The organism is Nocardia anaemiae NBRC 100462, from assembly GCF_001612725.1.
Taxonomy (GTDB): Bacteria; Actinomycetota; Actinomycetes; order Mycobacteriales; family Mycobacteriaceae; genus Nocardia; species Nocardia anaemiae.
Genome location: NZ_BDAZ01000062.1, coordinates 1 through 21,382, shown reverse-complemented (window position 1 = coordinate 21,382; position 21,382 = coordinate 1). Strand labels below are relative to the sequence as shown.

Sequence of the window (21,382 nt, the reverse complement as noted above, 5' to 3'; positions counted from 1 at the left end):
AAACGCCCGCGAGGAAGCAGGTGCGCCGACTCCGGCTGCTGCTCCCAGTTCCGCGCGCGAAAACGACTGTTTCGTGCGCTTCCAGGATTATTGGCTGTCGTTGCCGTAGATGCGGGGCCGCGCCGATCTCCGCTCCACCCGAAAGGTCCAGCCGGGCGGTAGCTGCTCGACATGGCCTCGGCATTCGATTTCGATCGGCGCCAGCTCACCCGGCTCCGACCGCACTTGCACGCCGTCGCCGCTGATCCGGATGGTCAGCCGGTGACCGCGGTAGCTGATCGGGAACTCCAGCCAACCCAAGGATTCCGGCCAGTGGGGTGTGAATATCAAACGCCCGTTACGAGTTTCCAGCCCGGTCAAACACCGTTGCACCAGATCGATGCTGCCCGCGATCGCGCCCAGGTGGATACCTTCGGCGGTCGTTCCGCCCTGGATGTCCCCGATATCGGATTCCAGGACACTGTTGAAGAACTCGATGGCGCGGTCACGGTTGGCACGAGCCAGCACCCAGGTGTGTACGACGCTGCTCAGGGTCGATCCGTGTGAGGTGCGAGCGAGGTAGTAGTCGATGGTGCGTGGGATCATCTCCCCGGGCAGGTCGTATCCCAGCCGTTGCAGCAGTTCTCGGAGTTCGTCCGAGGACAGCAGATAGAACAGCATCAGCACGTCGGCCTGCTTGCCCGCCTGGTACCGGTTGACGTCGTCGCCCTCGGCCTCGAGGATTCGGTCCAGCCTTCGGATGTCACCGTAGCGCTGCCGGTAGCGGTCCCAATCCAGTTCGGCCAGTTGGTCGTAGCCTTCGAATTGGCTGATAACACCGTCGTGGAACGGCACATGCATGCGGCGGCTGACCTCGGCCCAGTGCGCCGGCTCTGAGGCTGCGACGCCGAGGGTTTCCATCAGTTCGGCGCGATCGCGCGGGGTCAGCAGTTCCAGCGCGTCGAGCGCCCGCAGAATCACCCAGACCGCCATGACGTTGGTGTAGGCGTTGTCATCGATGCCGTCGTGCGGTGCTGCCGGATAGCCGGAGTGGAATTCGTCCGGGCCGATTACGCCATGAATGCGGTAACGGTCGCGCTCGGCGTCGTAGGTGGCGATGCTCGCCCAGAACCGGGCGATCTCCACTAGCATTTCGGTGCCGTATTCGGTGAGGAATTCGCGGTCGTCGGTCGCCTGATAGTAGTGCCAGACGTTGTAGGCGATGGCGATGCCGATGTGCCTGGCCCGATGACTGGGGTCGGGGTTCCAACGCCCGGACCGGGGGTTGAGATGCATCTGCTGGCTTTCCTCGCGGCCGTCGCTGCCGGACTGCCAGGGGAACATCGCACCTGCCCAACCGCTTTCAGCTGCGGCGCGGCGTGCTTCGGCCAATCGCCGGTAGCGGTAGCGCAACAGCGAGCGCGTCAGGGCGGGAAAGCGCAGGTTCAACACCGGGAATACGAACAGCTCGTCCCAGAACACATGTCCGCGATAGGCCTCCCCGTGCAGGCCTCGCGCTGGAACACCCACGTCGAGGTCGGCGGTGTTGGGTGAGAGTGTCTGCACCAGATGAAGCAGGTGCAGACGCAGTATGCGCACCGCGTTCTCGCGGTCTTGGAGATCGATACGCAACCTGTCCCACAGGTGTTCCCACGCCGCGGTATGTCCGTCCAGCAGATCCGCGAACCCGGGTTGGCAGCTCATCCAGCGGGCGGCCTCCTCCTCCGGAGTTGAGCTCGCGTGGTCGCGCCCGGTGAAGACGGTGACGACCTTCTCCAAGGTCGCCGCCGCCCCGGCGGTCATCTGAATATCGATGTCGTGTCCGATCATGCCGTTCTGCTCGACGAGTTGCCCAGTGTCGGTGATCGTTTCCCCGTCCCGCTGAATTCTGTTGCGGGCCGCCATCGCCACTGGGATCCGAGAACGGCTGGTCTGCACGACCAGCAGTACCGAATCGGTGGACAGCTTCGTAGCCCGAACAGGGGTGAGGTGGTCACCGGACAGGGCTCGATAGCGTTGCACCAACGAGTTCTGGACGGCGCCGTCGAGTGTCGAGCGGATCACCAGCCGTCCCGACCAGTTTTCGGCGACGATCACCGTCTCCATGGCACATACGTGCGGCCGGTGCATGGTGGCGAACCGTCGCTGCGTGACCTGCGTGATCCGGTCCGCGGTGTCGCGGAATCGGAAACTGCGGGTGAGCACCGCTCGGCGCAGATCGAGTTCCTGTCGGTAGGACAGCAATTCGGTGGTGTCGATGTCGAACCATTCGCCGTCATCGATCCGGAACGACACCGGCAGCCAGTTCGGCAGGTTCACCAGGCTCTCGTTGTCCACCGTCCGCCCTGCGAGCTTGTCGCTGCGACGGTCGTAGATTCCGGCCGCGTAGGTGCCGGGATAGTGGTGCTCGCCGGCCCGCGATTCGGGTGCGGCACCGCGCGTGGCGAAGTAACCGTTGCCCACCGTGCACAGTGCTTCGCGCAATTTCTCGGTATGCGGGTCGTACCCGTCGAAGACAAGTGTCCAGGCATCGGCCGCCGAGTCGGATGCGCGAGCCAGGGTCCCCGCCATCCGGTCGAGGAGGTCGCGGGCGCGGGCGGGACTGTCCACCGCGAATCGCGCTGCCGTGCGCCGGTCTCCGTCCTCGCTGTGACGCACCACGATTCCGATGCCGTGCGATGCGACGGCATCGAAGCCGTCCTCGTCGGTGAGATCGTCGCCGAGATAAATCGGCAATTCCGGACCCGGCAGATGATCCAGGATCCAGTCCAGGGCCCGGCCCTTGTCCCAGTCCACATCCGGACGCAACTCGGTCACCTTGCGGCCGTTCGTCACTCGCAACCCGCCCTGCTGCGCGACCGCGTGCACCGCACCGATTGCCCGGGCGACGACATCGGGCGCTGCGTTGCGATAGTGCATCGCGACGGCGAATCGCTTGTGCTCCACCCGAACTCCGGGAATATCGCCGACCCGGCGGCCCAGATCTGCGGCTGCGCTGGCGATCGCCTGTTCGGCGGCGGGCGCCGCATCGTGTACGTGATAGCCGCCGTCGGGAGCGACCAGTTCGAAGCCATGGCTTCCCGCATACCAGATTCCCGCCAGCCGCACCCGCTTTCGCAGATCGGTCAGATCGCGGCCGCTGATGATCGCGACCGGGCACACCTCGGCGAGCGCAGTGATCGCCGCAGCGGCTCCCTCAACCAGGGTGGCCGTATCCGGGTCCGGGACGATCTCAGCGACCGTACCGTCGAAATCCATCAGTACGGCCACGTTCTCGGTATCGAACAGGGCGGAGATACGGGGCCAGGACTCCAGCGCCCCCGAAACCTCGGACATGCGCCGGAATCCGGCACGCACGCGGACCTCCGCCAGATCGGTGACCACCACATCGGCGCCGTGGGAACGCAACTGGTCGGCGTGCCCGGTCCGGTCGATACCGATCACCAAAGCGAACCCGCCCCGCCGACCGGCGGTGACGCCCGCTTCGGCATCCTCGACGACGACGGTCCGGCTCGGATCCGCACCCAGCCGACGCGCGGCCTCCACCAGCATCGCCGGGTCGGGCTTGCCGGCCAGCCCCAGCTCTTCGGCAACCGTCCCGTCGACGCGCACCGCGAACAGATCGCCGACACCCGCGGCCTCGAGCACTTGGGCACAATGACGGCTCGCCGAGAAGATCGCTGTGCCGATGCCCGCGTCACGCAACTCACGCACCAGCGCGACCGTGGACTCGAAAACCCGGACTCCGTCGCGAGCCAGCCGATCCCAGAACAGATGATCCTTACGATTGCCCAGACCACAGACGGTAGCAGCGTGCTCCGGATCGGACGGATCACCCCAGGGCAGCGAAATTCCGCGCGCCGCAAGGAAATCTGCCACACCGCTGTACCGCGGTTTACCGTCCACGAAACGCTGGTAATCCGCGTCGGTGAATGGTGCGCGGTCCTGGCCCGGCTCGGCGGGGCATTCGGCGAGAAATGCGTCGAACAGTTCAGTCCACGCCGCGGCATGTATCGACGCGCTGTCGGTGACCACCCCGTCCATATCGAAGATCACCGCGTCATGGCGGCGTACATCGATCACCGGTGCAGGCCGTCCGCTTGCTCTCACCTGTTCAGAGTCGGGCGATCCGTCCCTCTGATCAAGGGCCGGAACTCCCGGCGTGGCCGCGGCGGCACTGACGTCCACATCGAACTCCGCAGGTCTACCCGCACGCAGCGGGTATGGGCATCGTGTCGAGGAGGCGTTGGCGGGCCAACCGCTCACAGAGTTCGGGCAGTGCGCCGGGTGGCGTGCCCGCCAGATCCTCTGCACACCGCCGAACCATCGCAGCTACCCGGATTCGGGAGAACTGGCCGTCGAACTCCAGGCACAGTCGGTCGACCGTCTGATCGAACGGCCTCCAGCCGACCGTCCGGATCGGATGTCGCCGTGGTGGTGGGGTGAGCACGAGCACAGCATGCCGCTCGCGCGAACCGTGCGGCAGAGCCGAAAGACCCTCCTCGTCGGTGCCTTCCGTCGCCGCAAAGATCACCGGTGTTCTGGCCACACCCGATGACGGTCGCGGTGGGCCAGTCCATGACGGCCGCGCGGCCCGAGCCGGGTGATAAGCAGACGTTGCTCGAACTGATCGCGACCGAACTCGCAGAGCGACTCGACCGGGACCACCAGCTATGGCAGTGCACGGTGGTCGAGCAACGCGCCAACGACCGCTGGTCGTTGATTGTGCGGGCACACTACAGTCTCGTCGATGCCGTCTCCGGGGTCTTCCTGCGCGAGAGCTTCTGCGATCCGAGGTTCGCATTCACCCGTATGAGACGGGTGAGCTGGTGCGAGCCATTTCCGGTCGTCAGATCATGTTCTGCAGCATCGAGTTGCTCCGGGTAAACCGAGCCGCTCGGTGACTAGGGGCTGAATCGAGCGATAACGGCCGCGGCGATGGCTCGGGTTTGAAAGTTTCGGTCGGCGACGAACAAGTCATCCTCGCTAACCTGCAAGATCGCAATCGACACCGAGTCGCGAACTACGTCGACCGGGCATCTCCTCGCACCTGCTCGCCGTGACGGGCGATGCAATCCAGGATCTCGGTCCTGTCATCGATTATTCGCCGCCGAACGCTCACACGGGGCTGGCTCAGGAAATCCAGCACCCCGTCCGGCCCCACCACACCCACAGCCATCTACGGCACAAACGCACCAGAATCGTCACGCCACCGCTATTTCCCGATGACCAGCAGTTTTCGATGTCGCAGGAGGTTGGCGTAGTGGTCGATACCCCCTCCGGACACTTGCCATAACCCCAACCGTCCGGGTCGAGAGATGTCTCGACCCGCACGAGTCGTTTTGCGGGATGGTAGGTCATCTGCAGGTTGAGGTGCCGGTAGACCTCGGCTTTGTCCAGCGGATCCGCCCCGGACAACACGTGCCGAATATCTCCGAGTTCCTTGATGAGACCGCGGATCTCCTCGCGTTTCCGCCGCCGATCGTGAGCAGGTTTCGACCACCTGCTCTTGATCGCAGACCGGTGCCGGTCGCCCGAAAATGCGTTGCTGTGCCGCCAGGCCAGCAATCTGCTCGGATTCGACGACCACGGCGACTCCGCCGACGGGGTTGGCCAGCGAACTGACACGCGCCCTGCACTCGGTCTCGCATGCCGATGTGCCCGGCCGGCTGCGCGTACGGTCTTCGGCCATCGCCTTGGCCGCCACCGGTGACCGAGACCCGTTGCGCGCGTATACAGGGCCTGCGAGTGCATGGACCGCGAGTAGTATCGCGACGGCCGAGGCTGCGATAGCGGCGAACGCGGCGAGATGGACGATTTGGCGCTTGCCCCAGCGTCCGCTGCTGATCAGTTTGATCTGGTGGCCGTAAGTACGAATTCCAAGACCGCCTATCCACGAATCCTGGCGTCACTCGGGGCCGATCCAGGGCAGGCGTATCCATGAATTTCGACGTCACGCCGGTCGGCGTGTCCGGTCGTCGGGTGTGTCAGAACGGTGGGGTGTGAAGGTATTCCGCGGGATCGTGATGTTCTGAACAACGGTGACGAACCGGTTCAGGTCGGCCCGTAGGTCGGTAAGCCGTCCCTTCCCATCACATGGAACAGGTGCCTGTGTATCGGTTTTAGGCTCAGGCACAGTGCAACGAAGACCGATGAGGAGACTGCGTGTCCACGGATGTTCCGGAGTGGCAATCCATCGTCGACTCACCTTCAGAGGCACTCCTCAAGGCTGCGGACCGGCTCACGGAGAGCGGGGTCGTCGGAGTCTCGGCGGCATACTCCACCACATTCGGCACTGTCACCGGCGATTTCGTCCTCACCGCGAGTGGGTACGCGACCGGCACGATCAAAGACAACTATGGCTTCGACCAAGCGGAATTTCTTGCGTCGCCGACCATCAGCGCTGTGCGCGGCGACGTCGACTGGTGGGCGCGACGAGCGTCCCGCCAGATCAGCCAGCTCGCAGACCGCTGGATTCGCCTCGACCGGGACATCGACTGGACCAACCCGGACCAGGGCGGCGCGTTCGCGGTCGACATCGTCGACACATTCGGTCCCAATGGCCTCGCCGACGCCATTCGGGCTATCGCGCCCCTGGCTTCCGTCGATAGGTCAGAGGTCTCCGACGACTACGACATCTTCGGCCGGATAGCTGTCACGGCGGGCAAATGGACCGTCGTGCTGCACGGGGGTGCACCGCACGACGTGTCGTCCATCTGGATGCCACTCGTCGGCGGCATCGTCGACCGATCCGCAGTCCAAGACCTCGCCGCCGACCCGCAATCCGACGATGACGACGTACCCCTGTGGGACGAAGCGGGTAGGCCAGTGGGAATCAACGTCTCGATAACCACCCGCTCCGGCCACGCTGGGGCGCTTCAAGTTCGAGCTGACCGCGTGCTCGCGAACGACACCCGACTCGCTACCGGGACCACCGCCCAAGTCGGTCTCACCGAACACGCGAGCCGCGTCGGCAATTTCCTCCTGGAAACGGCAACAGCGCTCGATGACCCCGACAATCCAGGGCAGGCGCTCGATCACGTACTTGCCGGTCTCACCGATCTGGAACCGGTAATCGTGACAAAGCCCCAAGATGTCATCGTCGGAGTTGATGTTTCACCGGTTCTCACGCCTGCCATGTTTCTGATCAATGTACTCACCGCCCGCGTCGCCGACCTCGAAAATACGTCCCGAGACGCGGTGATCTCGACCCTCCGCGATCAGCTCGAGGCCGCCGCCCGACTCGCACCCCCACCCAACGGCCCGGCCACCGCGGGGTAGACGCCGCTCGCGCGATGACCTCGCGCGCGAATTCGGCCTGTTCCCGCGCCACTGCCAGCGCCAACCCGACATTGTGCGCGGCTCCTTCCGCGTCCCACCAAGCTGTCGGGTGTGGTCACGGGTCGCGCCTTCGGAGTGCGGGGTCGGGCTCGGAGCGTCGGAGGTGGTCTCGTAATTCGCGGACAGGCAGGTGGTCAGGGTGCCGTTTCCAGTCGCTGCTGCGGTGGGGTGTCGATGAATACCGACTGTTGCGGTGCGGGTGTAGCAGAGGTGCCGCCAGTGTTGCCCAGGGCAGTGCGAGTGAGTCGGTAGGCCTGGGTGCCGGTCTCGATGATCCGTCCGCCGAAGGTCGGCCGGTCGACGATCGCGGCGCAGAGACGCGGTTCGGGGAACGTGTTCGACCAGCCGGAGAACGCCTCATTCGATGCGATGGCGACAGAATTCTTTTCCTCGCACTCGGTCAAAACCTGGAACAACAACTCCGCTCCGCGCTTATCGAGTTCCATATATCCGAGTTCGTCAATGCACAGGAGATCGACCCGCCCGTAGCGCGCGATCGTCTTCGCGAGGACTTTCTCCTCGGCGGCTTCGACGAGTTCGTTCACCAGTTTCGTTGCCAGAGTGAATTTCACGCGGTAGCCGTGCATCGCAGCTTCGGTACCCAGAGCGATCAGCGAGTGGCTCTTGCCGGTGCCGGAGTCACCGATCAGGCAGAGCGGGGTGCCTTTCGTGACCCAGTCGCAAGCCGCGAGGGTGTTGACCACGGCCGGGTCGATGTTCGGGTTGGCGTCGAAGTCGAACGCCCTCAACGACTTTTCGCGAGCAAGCCCGGCGGCGCGGATACGGCGTTCGGACCGGCGCCGCGCCCGGTCGGGCCGAAAGGCACCCTGGTGCATTCGGATCGAGGCAGCCCAGTTTCGATCCAGAAAGTTCGTATCGGTGTTGGCGCGCAACGGATTATGTGGATCCATGGGCCGCGTCGGCGCCTGCGGTGACAAACGCGGCGATGGAATCGTTTTCGCGCTGCTGCAACGCAATGTGCTCGACCGCCGTCGCTGGCCCACACGTGAGGATCTGCGCTTGGCGATCGTCGGCTGGATCGAACGCACCTACCACCGACGACAGCACCCGCTCCGACACCACCGCAATTGTCCTATACAACAACACAATCCAACCGAAACGAGTCACAAGACGGTGTCTCACATGGGCGTAATTCGATTGGGCCTGCTGGACATCGGTTTCCTACCGGACACTGGTTTGCGACACTCGGATGGTGCCTATCGATGATCACCTACTCGTGGCGTTCACCTTGACCACGGTCGTTGCCATGATTACTCCCGGTCCCGACATGCTGTTCGTCCTCGGGTGCGGTATCCGCGGAGGTCGGCGAGCGGGCCTTTTGGCCACCGCTGGCGTGGCCACCAGCGAGGCCGTCCACGTCACCGTAGCGGCGGCTGGCCTGGCCGCCTTGTTCGCCTCTGTCCCGACCGCCTTCACGGCCATTCGGATCACTGGCGCGGCCTACCTGATCTACCTGGGCATCCAGATGGTGCGCCACCGCAACGACAACCATGACCAGGCACCTGCCGACGGTGGCCGGATGTCAGGCCGGCGCGCCTACCTCGCTGGCCTGACGACCAATTTGCTCAATCCGAAGATGGTCACGTTCACCATCGCCTTTTTGCCTCAGTTCATCAACCCCCAACTGGGCCAGGTCGGGACGCAATTCGTGATCCTCGGCATCATCCTGATCGCCCTGGAATTCCTCGTCGACGGCACTATCGGTCTGCTGGCTGGACGGATCGGACGCTGGCTCACTGCTCGGCGCAACGCCCGTAGGCGCATAGACACCGCCACGGGTGGCATCTTCATCGGCCTGGGAATGCGGCTGGCCCTCGAACACTGAGATATTGCCCTACATAGATGTAATCCGCTTGGTATGAGCAGGAAGCTGTTGTGCCGCATGGTGTTTGATCGTATGGACCCGGCTGCGCCGGACGGTATTCGACGAGATGGGCAGCCGGGGTAGATCGACTGGTCGCGAGCGGTGATCGACGCCGCGAGTATTCAGGCGGTCGACACGCCCGGTGCCGGCGAGGGGTCCTCAGGTCGTCTCCGGCGTGCCGAGCCGCGGCAACCACGACCGCGCCCTCGTCGACCAAGGTTCGAGTGACGGCCGGCCCAATACCGCGGCTCGCTGCGCGTCACCACGCCAGAGTGCCGGTCAAACCCAGATCCATGACTGCGTCTTTCCTCGTGTCAGAAGCCCTTGTCCGCCAGCCACATCAGGATCGCGTCCGCCACATCCTTCCAGCCGCTGTCGATGGTCAGGGAATGGCCGCGGCCCTCGAACTGCCGCAGTTCGGTGACCGCAGCGGAATCGCGGTACTGCTTCAGCGTCGACCTGGTCACCACATCGGGGACGGTGTGATCCTCGAGACCCGAGATGAGCAGCAGGGGACCACGATTCGAATTGGCGGTGTCAACCTCGGCCTGGGAATGCAGGACGAAATTCGCCGCGGCCGCCTGGAACAACGGCCGCGCGGGCGAGGGCACCGTTCACTTCTCGAACAACTCGGCGGACTCCTGCTCGCTGACCGCGTTACCGAAGCCATATCGGAACTGCTTCTCGGTCAACGACACCGCTTTGTGCAGGTTGGTGGGGTTGCCGAGGGCTGGCAGTCCGGATCTCAGCTGCGCGAGCGGCAGCGGCAGCACCCCTTTGATTTGGGCCGGATCGATTGCGACACCGGCGATTCCGAGGTTCCGGCCCATCAGCTTCTCGGTGAGCAGTCCGCCGAAGGAGTGACCGATGATGATCGGCGAGGCGGGCAGCTCCTCGATGATGGCAGCGAAATGTGCTGCGGCGTCATCGATTCCGATGTCGGCGACCGCCTCCGGATGGGCCCTCGCCGCGGCGACTGTGTCGGGCTCGCCGGGCCAGCCGGGGGCAACGGGCGCATAGCCGGCCGCGCGGAAATGCTCGAGCCATGGCCCCCAGCTGGTGGCGTGCAGCCACAGCCCGTGAATGAATACCACTGGTGTCGGCGTGTTCGACATGCCGTTCCCCTTTGACCTGGTCCAGTGGACCTTCGTGACCTGCCACACGTCCAGCGGATGCGTGATGGACAGTTTCGCTCCTGCCCCGTCGAACCGCAATTCCTGGGCGAGGGCAACGAATAGTGGGGCTGCCGTTGATCGAGGCCCACGTTCGGCCCCACTCTCACCGCCCTGGGCGTTCGACTGAACGTCCCAAACCATTCAGGAAGGGAGCCTCGGACCTCCGTCAGATCGCCTGTCTCGGGCGATCGCCGCCGGACTCATGCCGTACGCGGTGCGCGTGGGTCGCCGAGCAAGGATCGAGCGCGTCCCCAGTGGCTCGACGAGTCCGGGGAGATTCGTTGGTCGACTCGGCAGGACGTCGATCTCCCCATATCGGAGCTGAGCCCGTGAGGGCTGAGCTCCGATGCCGCACAGGAGTATGTCTACTTGCGCTTCTTGTCCCTGTTCTCCAAGGCTTCAACGCCGGATTGAGCGGCGGCTGACTTGGCCTTCTTCTCCGCTCGTTTCTCCTTGATCGATTTCCCCTGCTTTTTGGACATCGTGCTACGCGGAGATTTGTCGGACAACTGGGCATCCTTTGGTTGCAAGACCTCGGCGGTCTCGTTCCCAAGACAGTACGCCCCCGGGGAGATTCCGGCCCGGAGCAGGGCGAGGCGCGCTGGCATTCGAGCGTTTCCTCGACGAGCGCGATCATCGTCGGCGCTGCGGGTGCCGAGAGGATGAGCAACGCCCTGTCGACGCGCTCACGCTTCACGACGGCACATACCCGACCTAGGATGCGCTCGTCGGCTATTTACGGACGTTCGGCTGGGCCCGGATACGTTGTCGGCCAACGGCTAATAATCGTCGACAACCTCGTGGTCCGACTCGATCCCTATCGCTTCGAGCGGTGGAACACGATGTTCGCCTCCGGCCGTGACAGCGGCTTGATCGTGCTCCGGCTAATCCCGTCGGCCACCGCGCGCGGCCCTGTTGGCCGCTGTCGAGCCCGAACCCGCGCCCCTGGCCGTCGGTGGAATCGAGACCAGATCATGACTCACATCGCACGCAGCGCCTGATAACCAATCACCGCGACATGGTCGGGAACATTGGCCCGCCTCCACGCGACCTGCAACCGTTCCGGACACCTACCCGCACGCCACGCCTGCTGCTGCGTCGAAGCGACTCCAGTTCGGGGCAGTTCGGTGGCGCGTGGTGGCCGTGGACCGCCAATCTCACCGCTGAACTGCACGATCTGATCAGCGTCCCGAACAAGCGAATGCGGTGGGCATCACGAACCGAAAGGCCGAACCAACTCGGCATCCGGTCTGAGAATCAGTAGCCTTGGGGCACTGTCGATTACAGTCCGGCGTGTGAGAACAGACCGGGCGAGCCGATGGCCTGTTGCGGTGCCGGCTCGGCCGATTCGGCGCGACGTCCGCGATCTCGTACGGTCCGTGTGAACAGAGCCAGATAGGCATCGATCATGCGGTCAGCGGTGAAGCGTTCGAAGACATCGTCCCGGCAGGCGGAGCGGTCGATTCGCTCGATATCCGATACCGCCGCGACGGCACCCGCGACCTCGGCGACGAGGAATCCGGTGCGACCGTGGCGGATGATCTCCGGCATCGAACCCAATGGTGTTGCGATGACCGGTGTCCCGGTGGCCATGGCTTCGACGACCGACAGGCCGAACGGCTCGGCGAAACCGATCAAATGCAGCAGTGCACGGGCACTTCCGAGTAGCGCGTCCCGCTCTGCCGGACCGACCGGACCGAGGTAGGTCACATCGGTGCCGGTGAGATGCGGTTCGATCGCCGAGCGGAAGTATTCCTCGTCTTGGATCACGCCCGCGATGATCAATGGCAGTCCGGCCTGCCGCGCTACCTCGATCGCCAGGTGCGTCCCTTTATCCGGATGAATTCTGTCCAGAAAGAGCAGATATTCGCCGTGCTCGGGCCGAAATGTGAACTGGGTGAGATCGATACCGTGATGAATCGTCGCTGCATAGCGCAGATCCGGGTCGCGATCGGCGTCGGAGATTGCCACATAGTGGGCGATGTCACCGAATTCCCGGTAAATCGGAAGGATTTTCGGTGAGGAGAAGCCGTGAATCGTCGTCACCATCGGTGTCGACACCAGCCTGCTGTAGGTCGGCGGCATGAAGTCGAAATGGTTTGCGCACTCGTCGATGCGTTGACCGCGCCCGGCGAAATCGGTTCTGCGCCGGTCGATATCGGGCGCCGCCCGACCGTCGGTGTCGTTGCCGTGGTCGACACTCCGGATCCGACACCGCCCGCTGAGGTGGCGCACCAGTGGGAGCGCAGCGACCACCGCGGTGCCGCCGCCGCGGCTATCGCGCTCAACCGCTTCGATATCGCGATCATCCAGCACGAATACGGCATCTATAGCGGGCGAGACGGCGTCGATGTCCTCGAAGTCATTCGCGCCCTTCGGGTTCCGGCCATCGTCGTGCTGCATACGGTGCCGGTCAACCCGACACCACAGCAGCGGATGATCCTCGACCAGCTCGCTGACAATTGCGCGGCCGTCGTCACCATGACGAACACGGCTCGCCGACGACTCATCGACCACTACGCCCTCGACCCGGCCAAGGTCCGGGTGATTCCGCACGGTGGCACCGACAATCGCTCCGGACAGCCCGGCGACCAACACCAGCCGATCTCCCGGACGCCGATAATCCTGACCTGGGGCCTGCTCGGCAAGGGAAAAGGCATCGAATGGGGCATCGACGCGATGGCCCACATCGCCGACTTGCGCCCGGCCGCACAGTACCGGGTGGTGGGACAGACACATCCGAGAGTACTTGCGCGCCACGGTGAGTCCTATCGCAGCGGCCTCGTAGAGCGCGCTCGGCGCCGCGGCGTCGCCAATGCCGTGCACGTCGACGCCCGCTCGCGCTGATCTCCACGCAGCAACAGGCGCGCCGACTCACCCTGGCCGGGTAGTGGCCAAACCCGCCGATCATCGCTACCCATGCAGTCGCTGCGCGAACTCGGTGGCCCAATAGGTGAGGATGATCCGCGCCCCGGCCCGGCGGATGGCGGTGAGGCTCTCCTCGATGGCTCTGTCCCGCTGCAACATCCCGTGCGACGCCGCAGCCTCGATCGCGGAATACTCCCCCGAAACCTGGTAGGCAGCGACCGGCACGTCCACCGCGTCGGCCACTCTGCGCACCACATCGAGGTAGAGGCCTGCCGGTTTGACCATGACCAGGTCGGCGCCTTCTTCGACGTCGAGCATCACCTCGCGGATCGCCTCGCGGAGGTTGGCCGGATCCTGTTGATGTGTGGATCTGGCGCCAATGAACGAGGATTCGACAGCCGTGCGGAAGGGACCGTAGAACGCGGAATCATATTTGGCGGCGTAAGCCAGTATGGCGACGCGCTCATATCCGGCGCCGTCCAGTCCGGCACGGATTGCGGCGACCTGGCCGTCCATCATCCCACTCGGCGCTACCAGGTCGGCGCCAGCTCTGGCCTGTGCCAACGCAACTCGAACGTAGGCAAGCAGCGTGGCGTCGTTGTCCACGTCGCCGTCGGCGCCGAGGAGTCCGACCTGGCCGTGATCGGTGTATTCGTCGAGATTGACATCGCCGATCACCACGGTCGCGTCGCCCACCTCCGCCGCGACGTCGGCGATCGCGAGCTGTGCGATGCCGTGCTCGTCCCACGCACCGCGACCGTCGGGGTACTTGAGTTCGGGCACACCGAAGATCATGATGCCGCCCACGCCCGCCTGCGCCGCGGCCGCGGCCGCCTTGCGCAGGCTCTCGCGCGTGTGCTGGACCTGACCGGGCATAGCGGGGATGGGCCTCGGCTCCTCGATGCCCTCGCGCACGAACATGGGCTGAACGAGCTCCGACGGGTGCAGCCGGTTCTCGGCGACAAGCGCTCGCAGTGCGGCGGTACGGCGGAGTCGCCGGGGCCGGTCGGCGGGGAAGCTCATGACCTGACCTCCAAGATCTGCTCGACGTGTGCGACGATGTCTGGGGACGGCCGCCTGCACCAATATCCGGTTGCAGCCCTGGCCGTTATACCGAGATCACGGAGTCTCACCAGGTGCTCAGCGGTCTTGATCGCCAACCCGCCGGGGTCGATGACCGGCAGCCCGCAAAGCTCCCGGATCTCCAGGTGGACGAGGATCTCGTTGGGTATGCCCTCCGCGGGCACCAGCCACTGCGCACCGGACTTGGCGGCCCGCTCGGCGGCAGCGGTGTACTCCCGCACGAACGGCTCGAAGTCCTCGGCCAGCGCACGGGCGACGACGGCGCCGTCATCGATCACCTGGTAGGAGGCCAGGGTGGCGCCTGCGGAAGCGATATTGGCGGTGACCGGCTCGACCAGATGCGGGATGAAGCCGAGCACGCCAAGCCGATGACGCTCGTGCCGAGCGGCCTGCCAGGTGGCATCGCCATACCCGACAACGGGGATGGTGGCGCGCACCCGCGCGGCTGCCAGCCCCGGGTCTTGGCCTGCGCCGCTGATCCACGCCGCACAGCCGTCGCGTTCGGCCGAGACGGCCACGCGCGCGAAATAGTCGCCGAACAGCAGTCCGAGCGCCCCGAACCCGACCAACTCCTCGGGCAGCTCTGCCGCATAGAGCTGCGATGGCAGGGTGCGGATCTCGACTGTGGTGTCGGGATCGGAGACTTTCGCCAGATGGTCGACATAGAGCTTGTCGAGCAGCGGTGAGCGCCCCTCGACGGCATGCTTCTGGAACCGAATTCGCATATCAGATGTGCCTTACCGGAAGAGGGACAGTGTCGAGCATGGCGGCCTTGACCAGATAAGCCCTGGTGGCCTGAGGATCGGCGGCAATGGCACTGAGCGCGGCGACAGCCGCGGACAACTGGGCGCTGTCACCGTCCTGCACGCCCACGACCCTGGCCTCACTGGTCGGGACGACATGGTCGACCAGTACCGTGCGGCGGCGCCGTGACCAATCCACCAACGCGCCCGATGACGCGTGCCCGGCGAGCACATCGGCCAGGGTCCTGCCGAGATCGACCGCGTCGTGGATGCCGGCGTTCATGTTGAGACCGCCTGCGGTGGAGGTGATGTGGGCGGCGTCGCCCGCGAACAACACCCGGCCGTGATGGAATGCGCCGAGTACGCCACTGGCCAGGCTGTAGCGATGCATGTCGATGACATTCAGCTCGCTCAGCTCCAGTCCAGCCACGTACTGCGGCGTCGGCCCGTCGCGGGGCAGCCGGAGGATGAGCCGCCAGTGGTCGGGCAACTGCAGCAGACTGCACGACTGACCCGGGTCGCGGATGTAGGTCACCGGCGCCAGGCCCGGAAGCAGTTCGTCCAACGGTGAGCGGGTGAAGATCCGTAGCGCCTGCGTCGGGTAGAAGAACTGAGGCAGCGGCAGACCGAGCGAGATCCTGACGGTGCTGTGCGCACCGTCGGCCGCGATAAGGTACCGGGCCCGTTCCCAACCGCATGCGGTGCGTATCCGCACGGATGTGCCTGTGTCGGTAACGGTTTCGACTGGAGTACCGAACCGGACCTCAGCCTCCGGGTGCGCCTCCAGGGCGCCGAGCAACAGTGTGGTCAGCACCGACTGCTCCACATGCAGTCGGAAGGGGTAGCCGGTCATGCCTGCCAAAACGCCCATCGTCATCTCCGCGAACACAACCCCGGACAGGTCGCGCCACTGCAAGCGGTCCACGAGCAGGCCGCGCGCAACCAGATCCGTTGCCACCGCAAGCTCGTCGAGAAGGTCGAGCGTGGCCGGGTGAAAGGTGGCCGCGCGCGAGCGCGTTGCCCGCTCCGGCTCGCGCTCCAGCACCAGCGCCGACACCCCGGCCCTGGCCAAGGTGAGCGCCGCGACCAGCCCGACCGGCCCCGCCCCCACGACGATCACGTCGACGCTCATATCGCGACCTGCTCGACGCGCCCCAGTCCTGCACGCAGGCCCGCGCTGGTCAGCGCCCACCAGACACCACACAGGTTGGAGGTAAGAACGACCCATTCATTCCCCTCCGTCAGCAGATCGATCGCGCGCAGCGTTCGCATACCGGTGCCGGTCAGCAGCAGCACCGCGTCCCGCGACACCGCGGCCTGCTCGATCTGAGCGACAAGTTGGTCCGTGGTCACCTCGTAGGGCGCGAAATGCGTCCCGGCCTGCACCGCGACCACCTGCGCGATCCGGATGCCCGCCGTGGTCCAGAACCGTTCGGCGCTTGCTGTCAACCATGGCTGGTACGGCGAGACCAACGTGACCTCGTCGGCACCAAGGTGTTCCAGCGCCCGCCTGATGGCCTCGGTGGCAGAGGCGACCGGCAGACCGAACTCTGCGCTCAGTTCGGCACAATTGCGGCGGTCCTCGGCCGGGCCCAGCAAGTAGCGGGAGCCGCTGCAGGCCATGACCAGCGCGTCGAGCCGCAAGCCGCCGAACGAACGGATCATCTCGGGCAGCGCATCGTTATAGGCATCCAGGCGCTCGGCCAGCGAGCAGCCGGGCCGTACCGGGAAGCGGGTGACATGGAGGTCCGCCCGCGCGCCGAGGAGACGGGAAAACTCCGGCTCCACCGCTGGGTTTGCTGGTGGCACTGCCACACCCACTCTGATCACTGCTTGCCTCCTACACGGTCGAATTCGAAGAACACCCGAAGCGCGTCGACAAGGGCGGCGTCGCGGGCCACCCGGGATCCGAGGTCGCCGAGCAGGCCGTCCACTACCCTCTGGATCGCACGGGCCACCTCCGCTCGGGCATCGGCGTCGAGCCCGGGTGCGCGGGAGCCCAAGCGCCGCAATTCCATCTCGCACACGGCCTCCACCCAGTTCTGCAGCGATGACAACGTCTCGGTGACCCCCCCGTGCGCCTCTCGAATGGGTCTCCCACTGGTCGTCATCGATGCTCCTACCGGAAATTCCGGTTGTCTGCCCACGAGGAATTTCGGCCGGCGATGCCCCTTTGCGGCGAGTCGGTCACCCAAAGTCTGTCGCTTGTGCGTGGATCGAGGCAGTCGGGAAACCCCTACATTCGTCACGCTTGTCGACCGATAACGGCTGACCGAAGCCCGCCCCGAGGTATCACGACGCGGGGTGCGGGAAGGGTTCTCTCCTGGTCGAGGTATGGCCGGTGCCGGACGCTGGGGACGACCACGGCAAGTTCGGCACGGGACGAGACACCGAGCCTGGCGCACGGGGACAATGCCTTTCATTGCTTGGGGTTGTGTGGACGGTTGGTCCCATCGGTTCTGGCATTACCGTTGTCGCCGTGTCCTCGGTAGTACTTCGACGAGCCCTGACTGATCGCGGCGGGCTGGATCTTCGGAGGCTGCCGGAGCGCGTCGAGGTCTTGCTGGAGAGTCTGGACGCTCCGCCCCGGCTCGGAGCGCACTTGCGGGCAGTGCATGATGTGGCCTGCGAGTTGGTCGACTGGGTCGCAACGAACTACGGGGGGGTGGAGGTCGACCGTGTGGCGGTGTTGTTCGGGGCGGCGACCCACGACATCGGCAAGGTCGTTCACCCCGAAGAATTGTCCGGGCCGGGTTCTGCCCACGAGCAGGACGGACCGTAGGTTCGTGCTGGTCGGCGGGGCACGCAAAACATGGGCAACTGGAAAACGGCGGGGTCATCGCGGACATGTACCCGGTCTAAGCGTCGCGATGCCGACGCACATCGCACCACCGAGGTCGACCGCTGGGATGCCGCAGTGCGGGGCTCGTACGTGGCCTTCGCACGGCGACCGGGCTGTCCGCTACGACGGTCGCCTCGCTGCCATCGACCTGCTCTTTGCCGCGGCGCGCACGGCGGAAACACGGGCTTTCGGGGTTGGCGTGGGGCGAGGAGAATTTCGCTGCTGGTGGGCAGAAATGTCTGGCAGACAACGGTTTTCTGCTCGTCGACGTTGAGTTCCCGCTCGGCCGTGTCCTGTTCGCCGAATTTGCGCATCCCAGCCGCGGGTGACTTGCATGCCGCAGACGCGCCGACGCTGATCGTTCATCGTGGGTCCGGCGTGTCAAGGCGATCTCGCCGCGCTCGCCGAGGACGATCCACCCCCTGACCGTAATCGGGGCAACTCGAGCGGTAATCGGGTAGTTGGCTTGGAAGGCGAGCCGCTGATCGGCATCGGCGGTGATGCGGGTGAGCTCGTCGTCGATGGCCATGAAAACTTGCCACGGCTCCTCACCCTCGGCAGTGGCGAGTCGTTGCACGACCAGCTGTTCGAGTTCGGGCACGCGTTTGCCCTTCCAGATCTTGTCGGCAAGGCCGACCAGCAGATCGCCGAGGCCCACGTCGGATTCGGTCCACGACGCATGGGTTCGCGCGAACCGGGCGAGTTCCTCGCTGACACCACGCTCGATCAGAAGCTGGTACGGCCCCTACGCTCCCTACGACTCGGATGTTCCTGAGCGCGGCGCAAGCGATCTACCACCGACCCGAACCGATTTCGACCAACCGCCGACTACGAGTGGTGTCGACTCGCCGCACCGGTCGGCCGAAGGGTCGACCGCCCACCATCCGACCCCAGCAGACGTCTGGGCGCCCGATGCTGGTCACGAGATCACTGACAAACCCGCCCCCGGTGTCGAGAACTCCGCCAAAGTTGCGGATGGCCGACAGTCGAGCACGGCCCAGACCACCGCATCGGCTTCCCGAGCAGATCTCTCGAACCCAATGAGTGCGTCAACCAGTGAGTTGGCGGGCGCAACCGCACCGAGCGGAGCCGAGGGTTCGGCACCGAATGAGCAGGTATCGCCTCGCGGCGATACGACTAACTCTCCGGCGACCGAGTCCTCGGCGGCCGCATCCCAGTCGGCCGACCAACCCGAAAGCCGGATCGATATCCGCGAATCCGGCCCGATCACCCTCGGCAACCGAGCAGACAGCGATTTCGGCGCAACAACCGCCAGCGAGTCAGCTCCCTTCGTGCCACAAGCGGTCGGACCGACGGACCAGTCGGCACCAGCGACTCCATGGACGGCCGCCCCCGGGGCGTCGGCTCCCCGCCCGACATCAGGTAAACCGGCTGTGCAAGACATCTCGTCCGGCTGCCGACCGTCCGACCGAACTCGAGCCGACCGACCGCAAGTCGGTCACCTCACCGTGGTCGACCACCCGCCCACCCAGGGGGACGGCAACGTTCACCACACGCCCCACGCCATGGGTGCGGACCGACCGCAAATCGGAATCGGATCAGGATACGAACGAAACGGAAACCGGTTCTGCCGAATCGAAATCCAACATGCCTGCGACACCGGAGCCTCCCGCCATCAGCGCATCGGCCGCCGAGGACCGCCCACGCCCACCCACATAGTGTTCCGCGCCTGAAATCCGTTGCAAAATTGTAGGATTCGGCGGTGGCGAGGACTAGGCGGCCGAGCTCGACTCCGGATTTGGTGGTGACCACGAGCAATCGTCCGGGCGCTGATCGGTGGTGGTTGCCACAGCGACCGTGTCGACCAGGTGGTCGCCGCGATCCGCACGGCGGCGAGGCCGTGCCCCTCCAGCTGTGCGCACCGCACGCTGCGGCATCCGCCACGGTCGGAAGCAGCGTCGGAAACCGTGAACTCGACCTGGAGGAACGCTGACAAGGAGCATTCCCGAGCGGGTGGACCCGGAGGACCTGCGGCAATTGTTGGCGCGCGTGCTGGAAGTGCCTGCCGCCGAAATCGGTGACCACGCCTAGTGGCGATTTCGGGTGGGCTGCGATTGCGCGGACCCCTGCCACGAACAGCGCCGGGTGTTCGCGCGCCGCATGTCCGGCCCAGCGCAGTTCGACGATATTGGCTCTTTTCCGCCCAGTCTGCCGCCGATAGCGTTCAACCCCGACCTGAACGGGCGGAAGGGCACTTCGGTCCGAAATCTCGGCGGAAGCAAGACTGTGAAAATCATCGAGACGCCAGAAATGGGTCCGACGCTCGACCGCGACGAGGCGTGGACCTTCTACCGTGAAACGTTCACCGAGATCAACGCAATGGCCGCGCAGCGCCATCTCATGCACCGCGACGAGTTCGTCGATGTTATGGGTGACGAGCGGATCGCCAAGTACCTGCTGTTCGACGACGACAACTCCCTTGTCGGGCTTGGTGTGTCGACGAACGACCTGGACGCGTGGCCGCTCATCTCGTCCGCCTATTTCCGGCGCATCTATCCGGAGCACTATGCGGCCCGCACGTTGTGGTACATCGGTTTCATCGGTGTCCGGCCAGACCGGTTCGGCGGCTTCGCGGCCATGCTGGAGGCCATGTCCGCCCCGCAGCGCCACGCCGGTGGCGTCGCGCTCATGGACTACTGCTCGTTCAACGTCGACGAGAAGGCCGTGCTCGCGTCCTCGCTGCGAATTCTGGGGCGCTACAGCGATCCGCGATTGCGCACACTCGATACCCAGACATTCGTCGCCTACGAATTCGGGGAGCGTTGATGGTGCACCGGTGGCGGCACGACAGCGTGGGCGCGATGAGCTTCGGGATGGAATTGATCCTGGACCTTGGCGGCTGCGCCCCCGAGGCGATCAGCGACGCCGAGACCATTCGGGGTTATGCCCGTGAACTGGTCAGGCTGATCGAGATGAACCCCTACGGTGAGCCGATAGTCGAGCACTTCGGCCACAACGATCCGGCCACCTCCGGCTATACCCTGGTGCAGTTGATCGAGACCTCCAGCGTCGTAGGGCATTTCAGCGAGAAGCTGGGTCGGGCCTATCTGAACATCTTCTCGTGCCGACGCTTCGACGCCGAACTTGCGCTGCGGTTCAGCGCGGACTGGTTCGGCTCGGACGAGATTCGGCAAACCCTCATCGTCCGATAGCGTGGGGCGGATCGCCGTGATGGTCCTGACGAGACAACGGCCGAACCGCGGGCTCGCCATAGTACGGCTCGATGAGGTTCCGGACACCGGATGCCTTCATCTGGCCGAGGGCGTCCATCGCGAAGTTGCGGGTTGCCCGATATGGTTGGCGAAGATGCCCATACTGAATGGCCAGCGTGACAAGGCCGTTCGGCCAGAGAGTTGGCGATGACATGCCGGAACCCTCCGGGCCGCCGACGGCCACCCTGGGGTGTTGGGAACAGCGGCGAACTGTCGATCAGTGTGACGCTGGT

20 protein-coding genes and 2 pseudogenes are annotated in these 21,382 nt (G+C 65.1%); 10 read left to right on the top strand and 12 right to left on the bottom strand.

Annotation, left to right across the window (positions count from 1 at the left end; translation table 11 throughout):
• Positions 1-87 precede the first annotated feature (87 nt).
• Positions 88-4,089 (bottom strand): trehalose-phosphatase, encoded by a 4,002-nt coding sequence (gene otsB, locus NA5_RS30235; RefSeq protein ID WP_281201767.1) that lies wholly within the window; start codon positions 4,087-4,089, stop codon positions 88-90.
• A gap of 94 nt (positions 4,090-4,183) precedes the next feature.
• The gene (locus NA5_RS39665; protein WP_157110711.1) at positions 4,184-4,528 is read right to left on the bottom strand and encodes a hypothetical protein; all 345 of its coding nucleotides are present in this window, start codon (positions 4,526-4,528) and stop codon (positions 4,184-4,186) included.
• 5 nt (positions 4,529-4,533) lie between these two features.
• Here NA5_RS39665 and NA5_RS43320 point away from each other — a divergent pair, with 5 nt between their 5' ends.
• Complete coding sequence (locus NA5_RS43320; protein WP_062992174.1) at positions 4,534-4,866, top strand: wax ester/triacylglycerol synthase domain-containing protein; 333 nt, start codon at positions 4,534-4,536, stop codon at positions 4,864-4,866.
• Positions 4,867-6,144: 1,278 nt separating this feature from the next.
• Positions 6,145-7,260: a hypothetical protein gene (locus NA5_RS30215; RefSeq protein ID WP_062992170.1), complete on the top strand. Its 1,116-nt coding sequence runs from the start codon at positions 6,145-6,147 to the stop codon at positions 7,258-7,260.
• A gap of 194 nt (positions 7,261-7,454) precedes the next feature.
• Here the strand turns inward: NA5_RS30215 and NA5_RS30210 are convergent.
• A pseudogene (locus NA5_RS30210) lies at positions 7,455-8,132 on the bottom strand (ATP-binding protein); the annotation flags it as partial.
• A gap of 3 nt (positions 8,133-8,135) precedes the next feature.
• Here NA5_RS30210 and NA5_RS42495 point away from each other — a divergent pair.
• Positions 8,136-8,445 (top strand): annotated as a pseudogene (locus tag NA5_RS42495) (IS3 family transposase); the annotation flags it as partial.
• Between the two features lie 112 nt (positions 8,446-8,557).
• On the top strand, positions 8,558-9,166 hold the full coding sequence (locus NA5_RS30200) for a LysE family translocator (RefSeq protein ID WP_245672466.1): 609 nt from the start codon (positions 8,558-8,560) through the stop codon (positions 9,164-9,166).
• Positions 9,167-9,519: 353 nt separating this feature from the next.
• On the opposite strand, the gene NA5_RS43055 is transcribed toward NA5_RS30200, so the two are convergent.
• The 3 genes from NA5_RS43055 to NA5_RS41460 all read right to left on the bottom strand — a co-directional run bounded on the left by NA5_RS43055 (position 9,520) and on the right by NA5_RS41460 (position 10,889).
• The gene (locus tag NA5_RS43055; protein ID WP_307188888.1) at positions 9,520-9,816 is read right to left on the bottom strand and encodes an alpha/beta fold hydrolase; all 297 of its coding nucleotides are present in this window, start codon (positions 9,814-9,816) and stop codon (positions 9,520-9,522) included.
• A gap of 3 nt (positions 9,817-9,819) precedes the next feature.
• Positions 9,820-10,320 carry an esterase/lipase family protein gene (locus NA5_RS43050; protein ID WP_307188887.1) on the bottom strand — a complete coding sequence of 167 codons (501 nt, stop codon included), beginning with the start codon at positions 10,318-10,320 and terminating at the stop codon, positions 9,820-9,822.
• 425 nt (positions 10,321-10,745) lie between these two features.
• Positions 10,746-10,889, bottom strand: a complete 144-nt coding sequence (locus NA5_RS41460) for a hypothetical protein (RefSeq protein ID WP_169811382.1) — start codon at positions 10,887-10,889, stop codon at positions 10,746-10,748.
• 509 nt (positions 10,890-11,398) lie between these two features.
• Here NA5_RS41460 and NA5_RS42490 point away from each other — a divergent pair.
• Positions 11,399-11,644 (top strand): DUF5994 family protein, encoded by a 246-nt coding sequence (locus NA5_RS42490; RefSeq protein ID WP_245672465.1) that lies wholly within the window; start codon positions 11,399-11,401, stop codon positions 11,642-11,644.
• A 17-nt stretch (positions 11,645-11,661) separates the two neighbouring features.
• On the opposite strand, the gene NA5_RS30180 is transcribed toward NA5_RS42490, so the two are convergent.
• Positions 11,662-12,441 (bottom strand): glycosyltransferase, encoded by a 780-nt coding sequence (locus NA5_RS30180; protein WP_245672464.1) that lies wholly within the window; start codon positions 12,439-12,441, stop codon positions 11,662-11,664.
• 33 nt (positions 12,442-12,474) lie between these two features.
• Between NA5_RS30180 and NA5_RS42485 the strand changes: the two genes are divergently transcribed.
• A complete protein-coding gene (locus NA5_RS42485; RefSeq protein ID WP_245672463.1) occupies positions 12,475-13,227 on the top strand; it encodes a glycosyltransferase in 753 nt (250 codons plus the stop codon).
• Positions 13,228-13,293: 66 nt separating this feature from the next.
• Here NA5_RS42485 and hemB read toward each other — a convergent pair whose 3' ends face one another.
• Genes hemB through NA5_RS41455 form a run of 5 tightly spaced genes read right to left on the bottom strand, consistent with a single transcriptional unit; the run spans position 13,294 to position 17,185 of the window.
• The gene (hemB, locus tag NA5_RS30170; protein ID WP_062992158.1) at positions 13,294-14,271 is read right to left on the bottom strand and encodes a porphobilinogen synthase; all 978 of its coding nucleotides are present in this window, start codon (positions 14,269-14,271) and stop codon (positions 13,294-13,296) included.
• Positions 14,268-15,056, bottom strand: a complete 789-nt coding sequence (locus NA5_RS30165) for an aspartate/glutamate racemase family protein (RefSeq protein WP_062992156.1) — start codon at positions 15,054-15,056, stop codon at positions 14,268-14,270. The genes hemB and NA5_RS30165 overlap by 4 nt, the downstream gene beginning before the upstream one ends.
• Before the next feature lies 1 nt (position 15,057).
• Positions 15,058-16,206, bottom strand: a complete 1,149-nt coding sequence (locus NA5_RS30160; protein ID WP_062992154.1) for an FAD-dependent oxidoreductase — start codon at positions 16,204-16,206, stop codon at positions 15,058-15,060.
• The gene (locus NA5_RS30155; RefSeq protein ID WP_371856471.1) at positions 16,203-16,883 is read right to left on the bottom strand and encodes a maleate cis-trans isomerase family protein; all 681 of its coding nucleotides are present in this window, start codon (positions 16,881-16,883) and stop codon (positions 16,203-16,205) included. Before NA5_RS30155 ends, NA5_RS30160 begins: the two co-directional genes overlap by 4 nt.
• A 17-nt stretch (positions 16,884-16,900) precedes the next feature.
• Positions 16,901-17,185, bottom strand: a complete 285-nt coding sequence (locus NA5_RS41455) for a glutamyl-tRNA reductase (RefSeq protein ID WP_169811379.1) — start codon at positions 17,183-17,185, stop codon at positions 16,901-16,903.
• A gap of 368 nt (positions 17,186-17,553) precedes the next feature.
• Between NA5_RS41455 and NA5_RS30150 the strand changes: the two genes are divergently transcribed.
• The 4 genes from NA5_RS30150 to NA5_RS30130 all read left to right on the top strand — a co-directional run bounded on the left by NA5_RS30150 (position 17,554) and on the right by NA5_RS30130 (position 21,089).
• Positions 17,554-17,856 carry a hypothetical protein gene (locus NA5_RS30150; RefSeq protein WP_218020190.1) on the top strand — a complete coding sequence of 101 codons (303 nt, stop codon included), beginning with the start codon at positions 17,554-17,556 and terminating at the stop codon, positions 17,854-17,856.
• A 526-nt stretch (positions 17,857-18,382) separates the two neighbouring features.
• Positions 18,383-18,691: a hypothetical protein gene (locus NA5_RS30145; protein WP_062992152.1), complete on the top strand. Its 309-nt coding sequence runs from the start codon at positions 18,383-18,385 to the stop codon at positions 18,689-18,691.
• Between the two features lie 1,472 nt (positions 18,692-20,163).
• On the top strand, positions 20,164-20,703 hold the full coding sequence (locus NA5_RS30135) for a hypothetical protein (protein WP_157110707.1): 540 nt from the start codon (positions 20,164-20,166) through the stop codon (positions 20,701-20,703).
• Between the two features lie 35 nt (positions 20,704-20,738).
• On the top strand, positions 20,739-21,089 hold the full coding sequence (locus NA5_RS30130; RefSeq protein WP_169811381.1) for an S-adenosylmethionine decarboxylase family protein: 351 nt from the start codon (positions 20,739-20,741) through the stop codon (positions 21,087-21,089).
• Positions 21,090-21,382: the final 293 nt, after the last annotated feature.